Below are 18860 nucleotides of genomic sequence, written 5' to 3'. Positions count from 1 at the left end.
GACTTTACCTGAAGGTGAAGTTTTCTTTCTTCATCAGACAGTCATTGGATAACTGATGAGTTAATCGATGCAAGTAGCGGATCTTGCTTATAATGCTAATTGTAAGTACTATGTACTTTAAAAGCCCAAATCATCAGGCTAAGAAAAATAAATCTATCATTTTCTACTGTAGAATCCTTACTATAAGGATTCTATTTTTTGTATCAAAAATCTATAAAGATAATATCGACGAAAACGAATTAAAAGGTATTTTAAATGAATTTTTTAAAACAACACTAATACTTATAACGTTCGCTAAATATATTCGCTCCTTATGTTTGCAAGAAGCTTACAAACTTTCCTCTTCCAATGCAACTTAAGCGTAAATGAAATTTTTTGTAAATGTGGAACAATCTCATTACTTACACTGTCTATTAAGCGTTACAACATTTTTTATTTAATATATCAAGAAAGGAATAAATATTTTTAACAAAGGGAGAAGATTGAATTGAAAAAATTATGGATGCTGGTTTTCTTTTGTTTTGCAGTTATGTTGGTAGGGTGTAATAAAAACGAACCGCCAAAACAAACATTTGAAGAATATATCAATTTATGGAATGATAAAAAATTTGCAAATATGTATGATCATTTATCAGAGCGTGCCAAAAAAACGATTTCTAAAAAGGATTTCACAGAGAAATATCAAAAAATCTATGAGGGAATTGGAGTTAAGAATTTAAAAATTAAAACGAAAGGAGAGAATGCTAAAGATAAAGAGCTTTTTCTTTTTGAAGTTAAGATGGATACGGATGGAGGAACAGTTTCATTTATCCATGAAGCAAAACTCGTGAGAGAAAAGGAATCTTGGAAAATAGATTGGACACCAGATTTCATTTTTCCAGCTATGAAAAAAGATTACAAAGTACGTATGCAAATAGAACAAGGAAAACGCGGAGAAATATATGATCGAAATGGGAAAGCTCTTGCAACGAATGGTAAAGCGACTGAGGTTGGAATTATTCCAGAGAAACTAGGCGAAACGGCAGCGCAAACAAAAGAAATAGTAGCACAATTACTTGATATGTCTATAGAAGAGGTCGATCAGAAGCTTACAGCGAAATGGATAAAACCAGACTCCTTTGTACCAATTGGTATTTTAAAAGAGGGAACTAGACAGAATGATTATATTGAATTAGAAGGAGTTGCATCTCGCCCAGTAAATATTCGGACGTATCCATTAGGAGAAGCGGCGGCACACTTAACTGGTTATATAGGAAAGGTGAATGCAGAGGAGTTAAAATCGCTTCAAAAAAAAGGGTATCAAGCAGATGATTTAGTAGGTAAGACAGGTTTAGAGAAAGTATTAGAGAATAAATTGCGTGGCGAAAAAGGTGGATGCGTATTTATAGAAGATGAGAATGGAAAAGAGATTAAAAATGTAGCAAAAAAAGAAGCAAAAGAAGGGGAAAACGTTACGTTAACAATTGATGCTGCAATTCAAGAAAAAATCTTTAATGAGATGAAAAATGAAGCAGGATCTAGTGCAGCGGTCAATCCTAAAACAGGTGAAACTATTGCACTTGTAAGTAGCCCTGCTTATAATCCAAATACAATAGTTAGAGGAGCATCAAAAGCCCAACGAGAAGCATGGAATAACGACTCGAAACTACCAATGATGAATCGTTTCACACAAGCATTTGTACCAGGTTCCGTATTTAAAACGATTACTGGTGCAATTGGTTTGGAAACAAACACTATAAACCCGAAGGAAGAATTTAAAATTCAAGGATTAAAGTGGGCAAAAGATTCATCTTGGGGAAATTATTATGTAACACGTGTGAAGGAAGCTAGTCCAATTGATTTTGATAAGGCAATGAAGTACTCTGATAATATTTATTTTGCTCAACAAGCTTTGAAAATGGGAAAAGATCAGTATGTAAATGAATTTAAGAAATACGGATTTCATGAAAAATTACCAATCGAATACGAATTTCCTATTTCAATCATTGCAAGAGATGGGATAAAAAATGATATTCAACTAGCAGACACGGGATATGGACAAGGTCAAGTATTAATGACACCACTTCATTTAGCATTAACATATGCACCGATTGTGAATGAAGGGAATATTCCGTCGCCTCATCTTTTAAAAGAAGCAAAAGTAGCGGGGAATTGGAAAGAAAATGTGGTTTCTAAAAAGAATCAAGAGATATTAAAGAGCGCATTAATAAAAGTCATTAATGACCCTGATGGCGCGGGGAGAATTGCTAAGGTTGATGGTATAACTCTTGCTGGTAAAACCGGTACAGCAGAACTGAAGGAGTCGAAAGAAGCAGACGGAAAAGAACTTGGATGGTTTGCAGCTTTTGATGCAAATGCGCCCGACATGATCATTACCATGATGATCGAAGATGTAAAAGGAAGAGGGGGGAGTAACGTTCCAGGGGAAAAAGTAAAACATGTTTTTCAGAAAAAATAAGTAACTATAAGGTGAAATCTTTTACTACATTCATTGTTTGCTTAACACGAAGGTATAAATTGAGCGATACAAAGAACAATTAAGTTTCGAAAAAGCATTCTCCGTAATCGAGAATGCTTTTTTGTTGTGGCTGAATAAAGATGATAACTTATCTATGTTTTCATTTTTGAAAGGTTGGTATTGCTAATAGTAAATAGAAGAGTAAAACAAATTGAAAGGGACAAGTGAGGGGGGGTTAAACTTTAATAAAACAGTTATTTAGTAAAACATAAATAGAGCACACAAATAAGTATGCTCTAAGAAAAAAGGTGATACAAGTGGAGTGTTGCGTGAAATGCACAAATAATAATCAGATTTTTTATGAGTGTATTTTTAACATTGTATGCTTTACTTGTTTTTTCGGAGCCTGTCATGTAAAAGAATGTATAGATGATTATTTTATGAAGGTAATTGCACACCTTTACATTTTTAGGAGGATTTTTTTATCAAAAAAAGATAAAGAACGGAACAAATGAAACTTGTATCTTGTCTATATATTGAAACCATAATAAAAGTGAGGGCAGTTTTATCTTTATTCAAATAAGTTCGAGGTGTGGAAATGGAAGAGACGTTTATTGAAAAGTGTATTCATGATGAGCTTGACTATGTTATAAAAGACTATTGGCAAGATGTATGGAATTATTCATTTATTATTACGAAAGATCCACACTTATCAGATGATATCACGCAAGATGTGTTTATAAAGGTATTTAAAAATTGGAATTCATTTCGAAAGGAGTCATCTATTAAAACGTGGATATTAAAAATTACAAGAAATACAGCAATAAACTATTTGAAATCCTCCTATTTTAAAAGGATATCATTAGTAGGTTTTTTTAGTGACGATAAGCAATCTCCATCGGCAGAACGAGAGTTTTTCAAGCAAGAGGAAATGAATGAAGTGTGGGATGTTGTCTTAAAACTACCTAAAAAACACCGTGAAATAATAATTTTAGACGCGAAATATGAATTATCTTATGAAGAAATGGCTGAAACACTGGGAGTATCCATTGGAACTGTTAAATCTAGATTAAGCCGAGCGAGAAGTAAGGTTTCAAAATTAATAGGGGAGGGTAGTAGTGATGAACAATAAAAAAAATCCTGACTGGTATAGTAAATTAAAAAAAGGTCCAATGGAGAATCGTAAAGATGAAGAAGAATTTATTTTTAAAATAAAGCAGTCTATATATGAAAATAATGAAGTGAATTCTGTAAAACATAAAAGACCGTTTCGTAAAAAAGCTCTGCCAATTATAGTTGTTTTTGTTTGTACAATGTTATTTGTTATCGTTCAACAACCATGGCTTGATGATAATAAATCACCGGTCCAAAGTAGTACACAAATTAAGCCTAAAACTAAAGATGAGTCTGCTCAAGATCCAACATTAAAACAATTTATGAATGAATTATATCAAAGTACAAATTCAAAAAATGAAAATGACTTGTATAGAGCGTTAAATGATGAAGTTCTATTTAAAGGGAAGAGTTATAAGAAGGATGAATTGAAATTTGATGAAGATATTTTTCATGAGTTGCAAGTTGCTCTTACCATGGGGGGAGAATTTACAAATGATTCAAAGCAAGCATACAAAGTACCAAGTGGATTGACAGAAAGTAACGAACCAAAGCAAGCGCATTATGTATATGCAACTGTTACTGGAAATAAAACGAAAATTTTAGCTGAACCAAAGCGAGAATCACAAGTTTTATATGAAGTATCTAATGAAATGGTAAAAGCTTGGATTCCAGAAAAAGTGCAGAATAATGGATATATAAAAGTATCGACAATTAGCGGTAATACTGGATATGTACAAAAAGAGTATGTTTTAACTGATATTAAATATTCTTTCATGTTCGAAAGGGATCATGAAGGTAAATGGAAAATAACGAATATAGATTCTATATGGTAAAGAGGAAGGTTCACTTTAATGAACCTTCCTCTATGTTTTTATTCTCTTATTGAAGAGTATTCCAGTACTCTAAAATTTCTGATGTAACGAGAGCAGCAATGTTTTTTTCTGAATTACTACCAGGAATAACGACAGAAACGGCAATTTGTGGATCTTCGGTAGGAGCATATGCAATGAAAAGAGAATGGTTTATCATTCTTTCTTGCTCATTCGGAGCACCTGTTATGCCTGTTTTACCTGCGACATGAAAGGGTAAGTTTTTAATTTCCTCTATATTTTGGCTCATCCCACCTTGCACGACACTCCAAAATTTCACCGGGTAACAATTTGAACTTTCTAAAATTGGTTTAAACTTTTTTGTTTCCTTACCATTTTGATCAATAATAGCACTTACGATTTGAGGTTTATATTTATCACCTTTACTTGCTAAAGTTGCTGCATATTGAGCAAGTTGAAGAGGAGTGTGTACTTCATTTCCTCCCCAAGAGGCATTTAATAAGGCGGAGATACCATTTTCAAACTTGTTTGTTGGATGAAATTCATATTGTCCGTCTTCTTCAAAAGGTAAATCAATCCCAGTTTTAGAACGAAGGCCGAATTGCTTTAAATACTCTGTCCATATATGTGCAACTTTTTCTATATTCCCATTATTTTGGTTGAATAAGGGTAGAGCTACTTTTGCTGTCATAAATGTGTTAGATGAATTAATGATAGCCTGCCTCGGTGTAATCTCACCTGTTGGCGTTCCAGGTGCATTCGTAATGTTATTTTGATTATCATATTGAAAAGTACCTTTATCTAAATAAGTATCTTCAGGTTGAAAAAGCTTTTCGTTTAATCCAATTAAAATAGTAAGTGGCTTTATAGTTGAGGCCATATTTACATAAGATTCACCATACTTTAATTTTTGAATTGCTTTATTTTGCGAAAGTGATTTGATGTTTTCTTTTTTAGATGATACTTGTTCATATAATGTATTTGGATCAAACACTGTTGAGTTGGCCATAGTTAAAATTGCGCCAGTTTTCACATCGGTTACCACAACATAACCAGCATTAACATCAGTTATTTTCTTGATTTGAGATCTTAATGCTTCCTCTGTTTTTTGCTGCAACTTAGAGTCTAAAGCTAGCCAGATATCTTTTCCTTTTTGTACTTTTTGAATGTTCCATAAGAACTTTTTATTATTCATTTTAAAAATAAGAGTTTTTCCGGGTTTTCCTTTTAAATCATTTTCATATTGCAGCTCAATCCCGCTTTTTCCAACGGGTACATTAAGGTCATTTTCTACATACCCAATTACCTGTGAACCAATTTCACGTTTAGGATAATATCGAATCACTTCATCTTTGATTATTACATTATTGGGTTTGTTTTTGTTTATGAATGCAAGTTCATTCTCAGTTATGTCAGAGTATAACGGTATATCATTCATAGTCTGCTTTTTACAAGATTGTTGTAATTGAGATTTTATGTCCTCTGTAGAAATGTCATGTTGAAATTCGCTTGAAAATTGATTGAAAAAAGCTAATGTGTTTGCTGTATCTTGTTTCGATAGCTTCTCATCATTAAAAGTGCAATATAAAGACTTAACTTTCTTATTTGTAGCTAGTATTACACCATTTCGATCAAGTATTTGTCCTCTTTCGGCCGAAGAAGTTTCGATAGTAATTGAAAAGAAATGGCTTTTTAACAAAATTATTAATATCAAACCTACAATAGAAAGAATCGCTATAAATCTCCATCTTTTTATTTTTGTATGTAACATAAAACCCTCCCTTTTTAGCTTATTTCATCTTATAGTTAATTATTTTTTTTGTAAATGTGGAACAACTTTATTATTTAGATTGTCTATTAAGTATTACAGCATGAAGAAAGGAATAATCAGTATGAAAAGTTTTTAGCAAATCTATGTGTAAGTTTTATATGGGCCAGTATATAGTTTAGCATTTCTAATGCTAGCGACAAAAAATAGAGAGAAAATAGGAAAGGAGAGTTATGAATTACGTAGCTAAACGAAAAGGTATGAATGCTAACAAGGATTTAGCAAAAAAGTCGAAACGATATTTATAACCGGCCATCGGTATGTAACATATAAGGAATTAAATGGAGGATTTATGGGGAATCAAAAAGGAAAGAACAAGACGTATATATCTATTCGATTAAATATAATGTTCCTTTGCATATTTTTACTATTCTCAGCTATTATTGTTCAGCTAGGAAAGGTGCAAATCGTAGAGGGAGAGGCTTATAAGAATCAAATAGAAAGCAGTCAAAATGCAACAACTAGCATTCCAGTTCCACGTGGACAAATACTAGATCGAGAAGGGAAAACAGTTGTTAATAATAAATCTCTTCGCACAATTACGTATACAAGGGTAAAGGGAATTACTAATGAAGATATTTTAAAAACAGCAACAGACTTAGCGAAAGTGCTTGAAATGTCTGAACAAGATATAAATAAATTAACAGATATCGATAAAAAAGATTTTTGGATGCAGTTGAATACGAAACGTGCGGAGACAATGATTACTAAAAAAGATATAAAAAAGTTAAAAGATAAGGGAATAGAGGGAAAAGAGTTAGATAAAAAAATAGAAGACTTAAGACGAAGTCGTGTTACAGAATTAGAATTGGCAGAATTAACAGCACAAGATTTAAAGGTGTTAGCTATTAAAAGCAAAATGAGTTCAGGTTATCAACTAACACCACAAATTATAAAAAAAGATGTAACAGATCAAGAGTATGCGCGAATAAGTGAAAACCTTGCTGAGTTTCCAGGAGTAGATGCAACAGTTGATTGGGAACGTAATTATGTAAATGGTAATTTATTTCGTTCCGTGTTAGGTAATATTACGAGTAGTGAAGAAGGATTACCGAAAGAAAACTTAGATTCTTATTTGGTACGTGGATATAACCGAAATGATCGTGTAGGAAAAAGTTATATTGAACAACGATATGAAGATGTCTTGCACGGTGCAAAAGAAGAAGTGAAAAACATTACTGATAAATCAGGAAACATTATAAACACAGAAATAATCTCTAAAGGAAAAAGTGGTAATAGTTTAACATTAACGATTGATATGGAATTACAAAAGAAAGTGGAAGAAAGTATAGAGAAAAATTTGAGAGCGTTTAAGAGTTCAGAGCCACTGTTGGACCGAGCTTTTGTCGTCATGACGAATCCAAATAACGGACAGATTCTATCTATGGCAGGCAAAAAGATTGTAGAAAAAGAAGGGAAATTAGAGATTGAGGATTTGGCATTAGGTAACATGACAACTTCGTATGAGCTAGGGTCAGCTGTAAAAGGTGCAACTTTATTAACTGGATATGAGACAGGGGCAATACAGCCAGGAGATCAATTTTATGATGCACCCATGAAATTTAAAGGTACACAAGCTAAGAAATCGTGGAATGTATCCGGATTTGGTAATATTAATGATTTACGAGCGCTACAAGTATCTTCGAATGTATACATGTTCCAGACAGCTTTAAAAATTGCGGGAGTTAATTACGTACCAAATGGTTCGTTGGATATAAAACAAGGAGCATTTGATACGATGCGCTATTATTTTAAACAATTTGGATTAGGAGTTCCAACAGGTATTGATTTACCGAATGAAATAATTGGACAAACTAGAAAAGTAGATAGTCAGCCTGGTTTTTTACTAGATTTTTCTATCGGGCAGTATGATACGTATACACCGTTGCAATTGGCGCAATATATTTCAACGATTGCTAATGGGGGGTATAGAATGCAACCTCAAATTGTACAAGAAATACGAGAGCAATCAATAAAAGAAGAAGAGGTTGGCAAAGTTATACGCTCTATAGAGCCTGTCGTATTAAATCGAATTGATATGAAGACAGAACATATTGATCGGATAAAAGAAGGGTTTAGATGGGTATTCCAAGAAGGTGATGGAACTGGCGTGAAGTATTTCAAAAACGCGCCATATAAACCAGCAGGAAAGACAGGGACAGCTCAAACTGTATATGGTGGAGATGATCCAATTGGTAGAAATGCAAAAGGAGAACGTATGGAATGCTACAACTTAACGTTAGTTGGATATGCTCCATATGATAATCCAGAAGTAGCATTTTCTGTAGTAGTTCCATGGCTTCATAACGATAAAAGTGGAATTAATTCTATAATTGGAAAAGAAGTTTTAGATGTATACTTTGATTTGAAAAAGCAGCGTATAAATGGTGAAGTTGCTGGTATAGATGCTTCGAATCAAAACGAGTAAAATTTGTGCACTTTTCTCAGGTGAAGAGCCCTTGTATATATAAAGGCACTAATAAGTAAAAAGATGAGATGTGAAATAAGCGATAGTGGCGATCATAGTTGCTATCACTTATTTTGTTAATACCTCTGATACTAGTTATAAAGTTTTTTAAGTTTATGGAACAGATTTGTTTCGGTGATTGTCTATTATGTGTACGTATAAAAGGGTATTAAGAATTTGAAAGGAATGATGATCTTGAAAAACAAGAGGATGCTAAAAATAGGTATATGCGTTGGTATATTAGGTTTAAGTCTTACAAGCTTAGAAGCTTTTAAAGGAGGGCCATTGCAAGTTGAGGCGAAAGAAAAGACAGGACAAGTGAAGCATAAACATCAGGCGACGTATAAAGAGTTCTCTCAACTTGAGAAAAAATTCGATGCACGATTAGGTGTATATGCGATTGATACTGGTACAAATCAAACAATTTCTTATCGACCTAACGAAAGGTTTGCCTTTGCATCAACCTACAAGGCGTTAGCGGCAGGGGTATTACTACAGCAAAACTCTACTGAGAAATTAAATGAAGTTATTACTTATACGAAAGAAGACTTAGTGGATTATTCACCTGTTACCGAGAAACATGTAGATACTGGAATGAAACTAGGAGAAATTGCTGAGGCTGCTGTTCGTAACAGTGATAATACTGCAGGGAACATTTTATTTAACAAAATAGGCGGACCAAAAGGATATGAAAAAGCGCTTAGACAGATGGGTGATCGGGTTACTATGTCTGATCGCTTTGAAACAGAATTAAACGAGGCTATTCCAGGAGACATTCGTGATACTAGTACAGCGAAAGCAATTGCTACGAATCTGAAAGCCTTTACGGTCGGAAATGTGCTTCCGGTTCATAAACGTAACATTTTTACAGGGTGGATGAAAGGAAATGCTACAGGAGACAAACTAATTCGTGCAGGCGTACCAACTGACTGGATAGTTGCAGATAAATCCGGTGCTGGAAGTTATGGGACACGAAATGATATTGCTATCGTTTGCCCGCCAAATAGAGCACCAATTATTATCGCAATTTTATCTAGTAAAGATGAGAAAGAAGCTACTTATGATAATCAACTCATTGCAGAGGCAACTGAAGTTATAGTTAAGGCTCTTAAGTGATAATCTCTCAATTCATTATGTAATAAAATATGAACTTGGAAAGTGATTCTTTTTAATGTGAAAAGCATTTTGATGGATTAATTTAATTTGATATAAAAAGAGGACGCATTATTATTTACGTCCTCTTTTTATTTTTATTTATTAGATAAGTTTAAGCAGAAACTTTTGTTTTAATTATGTCGATTCACGGATAATTAAGTTTGTAGGATATTCAATAATTTTACGTTTAATAGATTCATCTGTATTTATATATAGTAGAATCTCGTTAACGGTACGTTTACTCAGTTCAACAATTGGAATATCGATGGTACTAATTGTTGGAGTTGTAACTGTACAAATTAATTGATTATCATAACCACAAACAGCTAAGTCAGTTGGAATAGAATATCCTTTTATAGTAGCTCCTTTAATGACTCCAGCAGCAACTTGATCATTTCCAGTAAATAATGCAGTAGGTCTATCTTTTAATTTATCTAATTTCTCAAAAATTCTAAATCCATCTTCAATAGTAATTGCATCTCCAAACAGCCAATTTTTATTGAATGGTAATTGCTTTTCTTTTAAGGCATGCAAATATCCTTGTTGGCGTTTTAATTGTGCTTGACTATTAAGAGAATCAAAACAAAAGCCAATTTTTTTATGATCTTTGTTTATTAAATGTTTAACAGCTTTGTATCCAGCCTCAAATTCATCGTAACAAATTATTGGAATAGGTGCATTTTCCTCATACTCATTACAAAGTAATATGGGCCCATATGCTAAATAATGCTCTATATTTTCCCAACTATTTTCTAGGGATGCGAGAATTACACCATCTACAGCTTTATTCTTTAGTAATGAAAGTAATTCTAGCTCTATTTTTTTCTCATAAAAAGTCTGATAAATTAGCAATTTGTAATTGTGTTTTAATAATTCTTTAGAAATTTCTCTAGCTAATTTTCCGAAAAAAGGATGATCTATATTTGGAATTGATAGAGCAATGGTTTGTGTCTTATTTATCCTAAGATTCCTAGCAATAGAACTAGGAGTATAGTTGAATTCTTGCATTACTTTTATTATTTTCTCACGTTTTTCTGAATTTACATATGGATGATTATTTAGAACTCTTGAAACCGTAGCATTTGATACATTACATAATTTAGCTATTTCGTTAATTGTTACCATAGAGAAACCCTCCGTAAAAAAAATGTTGACATGTAATCGATAACATAAAATATAGTCTACTCATGATTTTCAAAATAATTTCTTAGAGGTGATTTAACGTGAAAACTCTTACTACAATTTCTGGACATAGTAAAGACAATTTAGCTTTATTAAAGTGCCTACAGGGGGAAACAAAAGAAAAAGAATTTGAAATTAGTAATATATTGCCGAATCACAAGATGAAAGAGAAATTATTTAGGGAAAATAAATTGAAAATAGATATTGATATAGAAAAAGATATTTTCAATTATAGCAGAAAAAATATACAGAAAATAGAATTTATGCCAGTTAATCGGTTGATTTCTCAAGATGAGGTTGAAAAAATTATAGGAGTTTTAAAAGATGTCTTACCGACAGGTCAATTTACAAGTGGACCATTTTCAAAAAAGCTAGAAGAAGTAATCGGAAATTATTTAAATAAAAAGTTTGTAATTGCAACAAGTAGTGGTACAGATGCCCTTATGGTGTCATTGTTATCTATTGGTATTCAGCCGGGAGATGAAGTAATTATGCCAGCTAATAGTTTTGCTGCTACTGAAAATGCCGTGTTAGCAGTCGGAGCAAAACCTATATTTGTAGATATAGATCAGCAGAGTTATTGTATTGATCCATCTAAAATAGAAGAAGCTATAACCAAAAAAACTAAATGCATTTTACCTGTACATTTGTATGGTAAACAATGTGAAATGAAAAAAATTCGTGAAATTGCGGATCTATATCAATTAACAGTTATTGAAGATGCATGTCAAGCTATTGGTTCTTCAAATCTTGGAGAATATGGAGATATAATTGTCCTTAGTTTTAATCCATATAAGAATTTTGGTGTATGTGGTAAGGCAGGTGCAATAGTTACTAATAATGAAACTCTTGCAATTCGTTGCAATCAATATAGTTATCATGGATTTGAGATTGATAAAAAAAATAAAAAGGTATTAGACTTTGGATTCAATTCTAAAATTGATAATTTGCAAGCAGCTATTGGTTTGGAAAGAATTAAGTACTTATCATATAACAATTTAAAAAGAGCGTATTTAGCTCAACGATATATACGTGATTTAAAGGAATTAGAGGATAGAGAATTAATTAAGCTACCTATGATGACAGAAGATAATGTCTGGCACCTTTTTCCGATTAGAGTTGAAAATGGAAGAAGAGACGAGTTGAAAAATAAATTGTACCAAATGTATAACATTGAAACAGATATTTATTATCCGGTATTATCTCATAAACAAAATACTAAGTGGATAAAGGAAAATGATTTGCAAAACAATATATTAAATACAGAGCAAGTTCATAAAGGAATATTACATTTACCTTTACACCCAAATATGATGTTAGAAGAGCAAAATTTCGTTTTGGAGGGATTATTCAATGTCAATAAGTAATGAAGTTTTAAAGTCTTTAAATTTTGAAAGACTACCACAGGTTAAAAAGCCTAAATATGTAGTGTTCTGTGATTTTGATGAAACTTATTATCCTCATAACATGGATGATTCTAAAAGAAGCAATATGAAATTGTTAGAAAAGTATTTGTATGAACAAGGAAGTAAAGGGGATCTAGTAATTGGTTGGGTAACGGGAAGTAGTTTAGAATCAATTGTTGAAAAAATGAAAAAGGGTGGTATTCAGTATTTCCCTCATTTTGTGGCGAGTGGGTTAGGTACAGAAATAACGTACTTTGATAGTAATGGGACTACTATAGATGATCAAATTTGGGAGGAGAGAATTATAGGGGGTGGTTTTGATTCTTCAAAGATTGAAAGAATTCTTAAATTGCTAGAATCAAAATATGAAATTTTTTTAAGACCTCAGACACAATTAGGAAGTTCTAAGTACAAATTTAATTTTTATTATGAAGAGCAAAATGAATTTATTGATGCAAAGAATTTAGAAAAGATAGAAGAAATCGGAGAAATATTCCAAGTGGGAGTTAATATTAACAAATGTAATCCACTAGCTGGTGATCCAGAAAATTGCTATGATGTAGATTTTATTCCACTTGGAACAGGTAAAGATGAGATAGTGAAGTTTATTTTAGACAAGTACGAACTAGATAAAACAAATGCCATTGCTTTTGGAGATAGTGGGAATGATTTAAGAATGCTACAAGCTGTAAGACATGGTTATTTAGTAGAAAATGCAACAGAAGAAGCCAAAAACACACACTCAATGTTAGCTGAAGGTGAATACTCGATTGGAATTTTAAATACTCTAAAGCACATTATTAATTAAAAGGGGATGTTCATATAATGAATATTGGGATTATAGGTGCAGGAAGTATTGCAAGAGCTCATTCTAGAGCATTATCAACTGTTGATAGTTGTAAATTAGTTGGAGTGTATGATGTTAATAATGAGAATGCCCAAAAGTTGGTAGGGAATTTTGGTGGGAAGGTTTTTAATAGCTATGAAGAGTTACTTGAAGTAGTTGATGGGGTAATAATATCTTCACCGAATTTTTGTCATAGATCTCAAGCTGTTCAAGCGTTATTAAAAAACAAACATGTGTTATGTGAAAAGCCAATGGCAATTTCTTGTGAAGAAGCAAAATACATGATGACAATAGCAAAAAATACTAATTTAGTCGCTTCAATGGGGTTTAACTATCGCCACCTTTCTTATGTTAAGGCTTTAAAACAATTAATTCAAAATGAAGAATTAGGGGAAATAGTAGTGGTAAGATTGCATTTTAAAAAGAATAGCGCTTTTAGGAGAACTTCGTTTACTTGGCGAGATGATTTTCAAAGTAATAGAACTAGCGGGGCCTTGGGAGATTTAGGAATTCATCTAATAGATTTATTATGGTTTTTATTTGAGAGTGATTTCAGAGAGGATACTGTTCGAACTAAAATTAAAACAAATGTTAAGGAAAAAGAAAGTAAACCAGTTTTTGTTGATGACTATGCTGAGGTTTATGGCCAATTGAAAAATAAGGTTTTTGTTAATATTACAACATCTAAAAGTTCATTTCTTGACGATTGTGGTTTTAGTATAGAGGTAATAGGTACGAAGAAAGAATATAAGTATTCTTCTAAAGAGCCAAATAAATATATACTCTTTGATGGATTGGAAAAACATGAAATCCCGTTACCATTACCTTTACTAGTCGATCCAGAAAACGAGATTTTTGAATGGTCTGATTCTTTTAGAAGTGAAATTATAGAATGGGCTAAGGCTGCGGAAGGTGGGCAAAATAAGTCTGTAGCAACATTTGAAGATGGATTTCGTTCACAAGTAATATTGGATATGTTTTTTGATAAAAGCAGTAGTAATAAAGAACGATCTGTAGCAACTATTTAGTTTTATGGTAAAAACAGGGGTTTAAAACTTTTACTTAAATCCCTGTTTTTATTTTGGATTGGAGTTGAGAAAAGGTGCGGTTAATATTTTATTATGGTTGCTTGTTTTATTTTATTGTAGGAATAATACATGTTTGCATAGGTAGTTTAATTCCTTCATTAATACAATATTATGGAAGAACTCCTGATCAATTAGGTGTTTTAATATTTTTTCAATTTACGGGTTTTTTATTTGGTGTTCTAAGTTCACCCATACTAGTAAGAAAGTATCATTATTTTAAAACAATAACATTAGGTGTTTTAGTAATGTCCATCGTCCTAGGAGGTTTTATATATATTAAAGAATGGGCATATTTAGCCGTTATTTGCTTTGTATTAGGCTATGGAGCAGGTTTGTTAGAAACTACGGTGGGTTCCTTTATTATTTCAGCAGAAAGGAATAGTGCTGCTAAATTTAGTATTCTCGAAGTATGGTTTGGGGTTGGGGCGCTAGGATTTCCGTTACTAGTTAATTATATTACAAAATTTTATGAATGGTATTTTATTCTTTATGGGATATTACTATTCTTTATTTTTACACTATTTGTTTGGTACATGCTTGGACGTACAAAATTTCTAAATTTTTCTCCTCAAAAAAATGAAAAGGGAGGAGCATCCCTTTCCTCATTCACTCTTAAATTTAAAAGTGAAAAGATGAAAGTTATAGTATTTATTTCACTTTTTGCATTCTTATATGCAGGCATAGAAACCAATCTTGCAAATTTTTTATCTACAATAATGATTCTTACCAATAATGAATTAATCAGTTCAGTAAGTATATCTTGTTTTTGGCTAGCCATAGTTATAGGAAGAATACTTGTAGGTAAGTTTGCTCATAAATTTAATTATTGGACATACATTACATCTAGTTGCTTTACATTAGTGATTCTATTATTTCTATTCCCCTTTGTTCAAGGTACAGGTATGTATTTGTTTATCATCTTCATTATTGGTTTAGTTATAGCGGGTGTTTTTCCAATAACATTAATCTTAGCTTCCCGTATTATGGAAAATAATATTGATGAAGTGACTAGTTTATTTATTGCATCGGCCAGTTTAGGGGGGGCACTAGTATCTTTTCTAATTAGCTGGAGTCTGTCCTTAAATACTATAAAGGTTACTTTTGGGATATTTTCACTTTTCGCATTTAGTTTAGGTTGTATTATTTTAAAAATGAGAAAAATTTCCACTTACAGTAATGAAAGTGCCAAAAAAGTAGAAAATATGAAAAATTTATAGAAAAATTTTTAAAATGTGAAAAAGATAATTATATTTGGAATTTCCAAAAAGATTGATGAAGTTAAAAATTCTGTAAATACAACATTGGAGTTCATTAAAGACGAAGGCTTCGAAAGTGTAACAATAAGAAAAATTGTGGCATTGTCGGATACAAATATTGCGCTTGTAAATTACCATTTTGGCTCAAAAGAAAAATTGATTAGTGAAACAATTAAAATCTTATTAATTAGCTTTCAAGACACCTTTTCTATTTTAGATGATATTAAAGTGCCAGCAAAAGAAAGATTAAAAATATTTTTACTTGATTATGTACTGGTAATTCGGCAATACCCTGAGTTAGTTAGGAAAATTATTGCAATGGGAACTACGGTATTTACATCTCAATACGAATATGGAGATTTTTTGAAGAGGCTCGGTTTTAGTAAAGTGAAGAATATTTTGAGTGAAATAACAAATGAAACGGATCAGGAAATTTTAATGATGATGACGGTGCAAATATTCGGATCCATTTTTCTTCCAGCATTAATGATGCCAATTCTTGAATCAGGGGCAGATATAAGAATACAGCCTGTAGAAAAGCAAATTGATTTTCTATTTGAACGCTATTTTTATAAAAATTGAGAGAGTGGGTGATAGAGATGATTAGTTTCTTTAGAAAGCACTGGTGTGATGTAGGGTTAGTTATGGCTATTGTTGTCTTAGGTTATTTAGTCGCGAATTTTGGGAAAATGAGTGAAATAAAGGTACTGTTAGCGTTAAGCTTTGTAGCCATTTTAGTGCATCAATTTGAAGAGTATCGTTGGCCAGGTTATTTCGCTGGTCTATTTAATGTAGTTATATTTAAAAGTGATATACCAGATCGCTATCCATTAAATACGCAATCTGCTATGGTAATAAATATTTTGATTGCGTATGTTTTTTATTTACTTCCGGTTTTCTTTCCAAATATTATATGGCTTGGGTTGGCACCTATTTTAATGGGATTTTTTCAATTCATATGGCATGGTATTTTTGCGAATATAAAAGCTAAAACAATATACAACCCAGGATTAGGTGCTGTTGTATTACTACATGTTCCGATTGGTTATGCATATATGAGATATGTTCTTTTACACAATTTAGCTACAAATTTGGATTGGATATTAGGGATAATCTATTTTCTAGTAGCTACCTATTTTTTAATTATAAAAGGAAATATGTTACTGAAAAATAAGGAGACAATTCATTATTTTTCTAAAAAGCAATTAGGTCCGTACAATGCTACGTTAAAGTGATTCAGATTTTGGATGCTGAAGAGAGTACAAGTGAATTACAAAAGAAAGGTGCTTAGTCGCCTTTCTTTTTTTGATAGAGATTTTTGTGTTTTGGGTTAGCGCCACATGCCCATCAACTTAAGAATTTCATAATGCCCCCCAAAAAAAAATTGTACATTTTCACCTGGAGATGCTAATCTTCTCGTTTTGGGCATTTGCTTTTCTTAGGTTGCTTGACTTGGACTAGCAATTGTATTTGCCGAACCGCCAAAAACTGCTAATATTTTAAAAAACTTTTTACATAACAATTTAACCCTTCGTAGAAAACTACGAAGGGTTAAATTGTTCAAAGGGTATTCCATTTGAGGTTTAATCAAATTATGTTCTTAAATGAAATTTTGAGGTACACATTCACGAACACCGGAATTTTTCAATGAGTTAAATAAAGCTGCACTGATTCTTAATAGGACGTTGTTATCAGTTCCATTTTCTAAATCATAGATTACAAAGTATGCATTATCGACTGTAAAAATACATTTTCGTTCTAATTTAAATCCAGGTGGTACAGTTGGAAATTCATCACTTGGTACAATTATAGGTGTATCACCTTCATCTCTGATAAGATTGAAAGTTTGCTCGTCAATTTCGTAGATATTAACTGGATCAATTTCTACACCTTTATCTGGAATTGTAATTTCATCTTCAACTAATAAGAAAAAACGTTGGTTTCGAAAATTGAAAAGAGATCTTGCTCCAATTTCAAATGATGCCACTTTATATTCACCTCCTTTACAACTTTTTTATCGATTTAAAGTTACCTTCATATGGTATGTCAGATCAATAGATTTGGTTACGGCTTGTACTACGCAAATTACTAAATTAAGAGTCTTACCTATGTCTATCAAGTTAAAATTAAAGGATATCCCCAGAACGATAAGATTTTCGTTCTGGGGATTCCTCACATTCTTGTTCCCATTAAAAAAATGTATTAGACTAAACCTAGTTAATTTAAAAGTGTTCCTTATCCCTCATCTTTCTAATTTATTGAATATTAAAATGTAGACTAATCATGAGGTTTCATATTATAAAATAGTTTTTATTAAAATAAAGTATTAGACTCAATAGTAGCTATGCAATTATTTTACAGTTAATAAGAACAATTCTGAGAAGATGTACGTAATAAAATGGGAGAGGGATAATTTGAATCAAAATAAACCAATAGAAACAGAAGAAAAACTATCCACCATACAAAAAATGAAAAAACAACAAACTAACTGTTTTCTTTTACATTAATAGAAAACTACTGCAAAAGTTATAATTATAGTTTTATGTTTTCATATCCCTTTTGGCATTTATCTTTTAATAAGATGAATGCTTTTTTAGTACATAACAAAAAAATAATCAGAAAAACTGTCACAAAATCCGTTTTTCTGGTTTCTCTATAATATAGGCATCAAATTGAAAGTGAGGTTTAAACTAACATGTTAACAATAGAAAATGAAGAAAGTCCTGCTTCTGATATGAATTTTGAAGATTTATTTAAGCAGTACTATGCTTACGCTTTAAAACAGATCATATGGATTGTTAAAAATCAATCTATCGCTGAAGAGTTAGCACAAGAAGTATTTTTACAATTATATCGTAGCGATTGGAAAGTAATTGAAAACATACCGGGATGGTTGATTAAATCTTCTACCTATGTAGCTTATAACCATTTGCGATCTGAAAAAAGGTATCAAGCGAAGATTGATAAAGAAATACAATACCATGAAGTACAAAATGTTTCATCATTAGACGATGATTGGATAAGAAAAGAAGAGATTACAAAGGTCCAAACAATACTAAATAAAATGAATGATCGAGAACGAACCCTTTTACTAATGAAATTCTCTGGTTTTCAATATAAAGAAATTGCAGAAATACTTCAAACTGAAATATCTTCTATTGGAACATTATTAGTCCGAGCCAAAATGAAATTCCGCAAGATTTATAAACAAATAGAGGAGGCGTAAC

General features: G+C 31.8%; 15 protein-coding genes. 12 read left to right on the top strand and 3 right to left on the bottom strand.

The window, feature by feature from the left end:
- The first annotated feature begins 487 nt into the window (after nt 1-487).
- The 3 genes from AC1DMU_RS07435 to AC1DMU_RS07425 all read left to right on the top strand — a co-directional run bounded on the left by AC1DMU_RS07435 (nt 488) and on the right by AC1DMU_RS07425 (nt 4407).
- Nucleotides 488-2458 (top strand): penicillin-binding transpeptidase domain-containing protein, encoded by a 1971-nt coding sequence (locus tag AC1DMU_RS07435; RefSeq protein ID WP_088063393.1) that lies wholly within the window; start codon nt 488-490, stop codon nt 2456-2458.
- A 598-nt stretch (nt 2459-3056) separates the two neighbouring features.
- Nucleotides 3057-3590, top strand: coding sequence for an RNA polymerase sigma factor (locus AC1DMU_RS07430; protein ID WP_060488847.1), 534 nt, complete (start codon nt 3057-3059; stop codon nt 3588-3590).
- Nucleotides 3580-4407 carry an anti-sigma factor gene (locus tag AC1DMU_RS07425; RefSeq protein WP_088063395.1) on the top strand — a complete coding sequence of 276 codons (828 nt, stop codon included), beginning with the start codon at nt 3580-3582 and terminating at the stop codon, nt 4405-4407. Before AC1DMU_RS07430 ends, AC1DMU_RS07425 begins: the two co-directional genes overlap by 11 nt.
- Nucleotides 4408-4453: 46 nt before the next feature.
- On the opposite strand, the gene AC1DMU_RS07420 is transcribed toward AC1DMU_RS07425, so the two are convergent.
- A complete protein-coding gene (locus AC1DMU_RS07420) occupies nt 4454-6175 on the bottom strand; it encodes a peptidoglycan D,D-transpeptidase FtsI family protein (RefSeq protein ID WP_088063396.1) in 1722 nt (573 codons plus the stop codon).
- A gap of 349 nt (nt 6176-6524) precedes the next feature.
- On the opposite strand from AC1DMU_RS07420, the gene AC1DMU_RS07415 reads away from it, so the two are divergent.
- Both AC1DMU_RS07415 and bla read left to right on the top strand, forming a co-directional pair.
- Complete coding sequence (locus AC1DMU_RS07415; protein ID WP_088063397.1) at nt 6525-8660, top strand: peptidoglycan D,D-transpeptidase FtsI family protein; 2136 nt, start codon at nt 6525-6527, stop codon at nt 8658-8660.
- Nucleotides 8661-8867: 207 nt separating this feature from the next.
- The gene (gene bla, locus AC1DMU_RS07410; RefSeq protein WP_370513124.1) at nt 8868-9815 is read left to right on the top strand and encodes a class A beta-lactamase Bla1; all 948 of its coding nucleotides are present in this window, start codon (nt 8868-8870) and stop codon (nt 9813-9815) included.
- Between the two features lie 174 nt (nt 9816-9989).
- Here the strand turns inward: bla and AC1DMU_RS07405 are convergent, their stop codons facing one another.
- A complete protein-coding gene (locus AC1DMU_RS07405; RefSeq protein WP_088063399.1) occupies nt 9990-10979 on the bottom strand; it encodes a LacI family DNA-binding transcriptional regulator in 990 nt (329 codons plus the stop codon).
- Between the two features lie 98 nt (nt 10980-11077).
- Here AC1DMU_RS07405 and AC1DMU_RS07400 point away from each other — a divergent pair, with 98 nt between their 5' ends.
- From AC1DMU_RS07400 to AC1DMU_RS07375, 6 genes are all read left to right on the top strand, one after another.
- Nucleotides 11078-12403, top strand: coding sequence for a DegT/DnrJ/EryC1/StrS aminotransferase family protein (locus tag AC1DMU_RS07400; RefSeq protein WP_088063400.1), 1326 nt, complete (start codon nt 11078-11080; stop codon nt 12401-12403).
- Nucleotides 12390-13250: an HAD-IIB family hydrolase gene (locus AC1DMU_RS07395; protein ID WP_088063401.1), complete on the top strand. Its 861-nt coding sequence runs from the start codon at nt 12390-12392 to the stop codon at nt 13248-13250. Before AC1DMU_RS07400 ends, AC1DMU_RS07395 begins: the two co-directional genes overlap by 14 nt.
- Before the next feature lie 17 nt (nt 13251-13267).
- Nucleotides 13268-14317 (top strand): Gfo/Idh/MocA family protein, encoded by a 1050-nt coding sequence (locus AC1DMU_RS07390; RefSeq protein ID WP_088063402.1) that lies wholly within the window; start codon nt 13268-13270, stop codon nt 14315-14317.
- A gap of 74 nt (nt 14318-14391) precedes the next feature.
- Nucleotides 14392-15594, top strand: coding sequence for an MFS transporter (locus AC1DMU_RS07385; RefSeq protein WP_060488895.1), 1203 nt, complete (start codon nt 14392-14394; stop codon nt 15592-15594).
- Between the two features lie 39 nt (nt 15595-15633).
- Entirely contained in the window at nt 15634-16215 is a 582-nt protein-coding gene (locus tag AC1DMU_RS07380) for a TetR/AcrR family transcriptional regulator (protein WP_088063432.1), read from the top strand.
- Between the two features lie 8 nt (nt 16216-16223).
- A complete protein-coding gene (locus AC1DMU_RS07375) occupies nt 16224-16868 on the top strand; it encodes an HXXEE domain-containing protein (RefSeq protein ID WP_088063403.1) in 645 nt (214 codons plus the stop codon).
- Between the two features lie 365 nt (nt 16869-17233).
- On the opposite strand, the gene AC1DMU_RS07370 is transcribed toward AC1DMU_RS07375, so the two are convergent.
- Nucleotides 17234-17620 carry a spore coat protein gene (locus AC1DMU_RS07370; protein ID WP_088063404.1) on the bottom strand — a complete coding sequence of 129 codons (387 nt, stop codon included), beginning with the start codon at nt 17618-17620 and terminating at the stop codon, nt 17234-17236.
- 708 nt (nt 17621-18328) lie between these two features.
- Here AC1DMU_RS07370 and AC1DMU_RS07365 point away from each other — a divergent pair.
- On the top strand, nt 18329-18859 hold the full coding sequence (locus tag AC1DMU_RS07365; RefSeq protein ID WP_088063405.1) for an RNA polymerase sigma factor SigX: 531 nt from the start codon (nt 18329-18331) through the stop codon (nt 18857-18859).
- Nucleotide 18860 lies beyond the last annotated feature (1 nt).

The organism is Bacillus sp. 01N45 (assembly GCF_056399205.1).
Note: the sequence above shows the minus strand (reverse complement) of the source record. Positions and strands in the feature narration are given on the sequence as shown.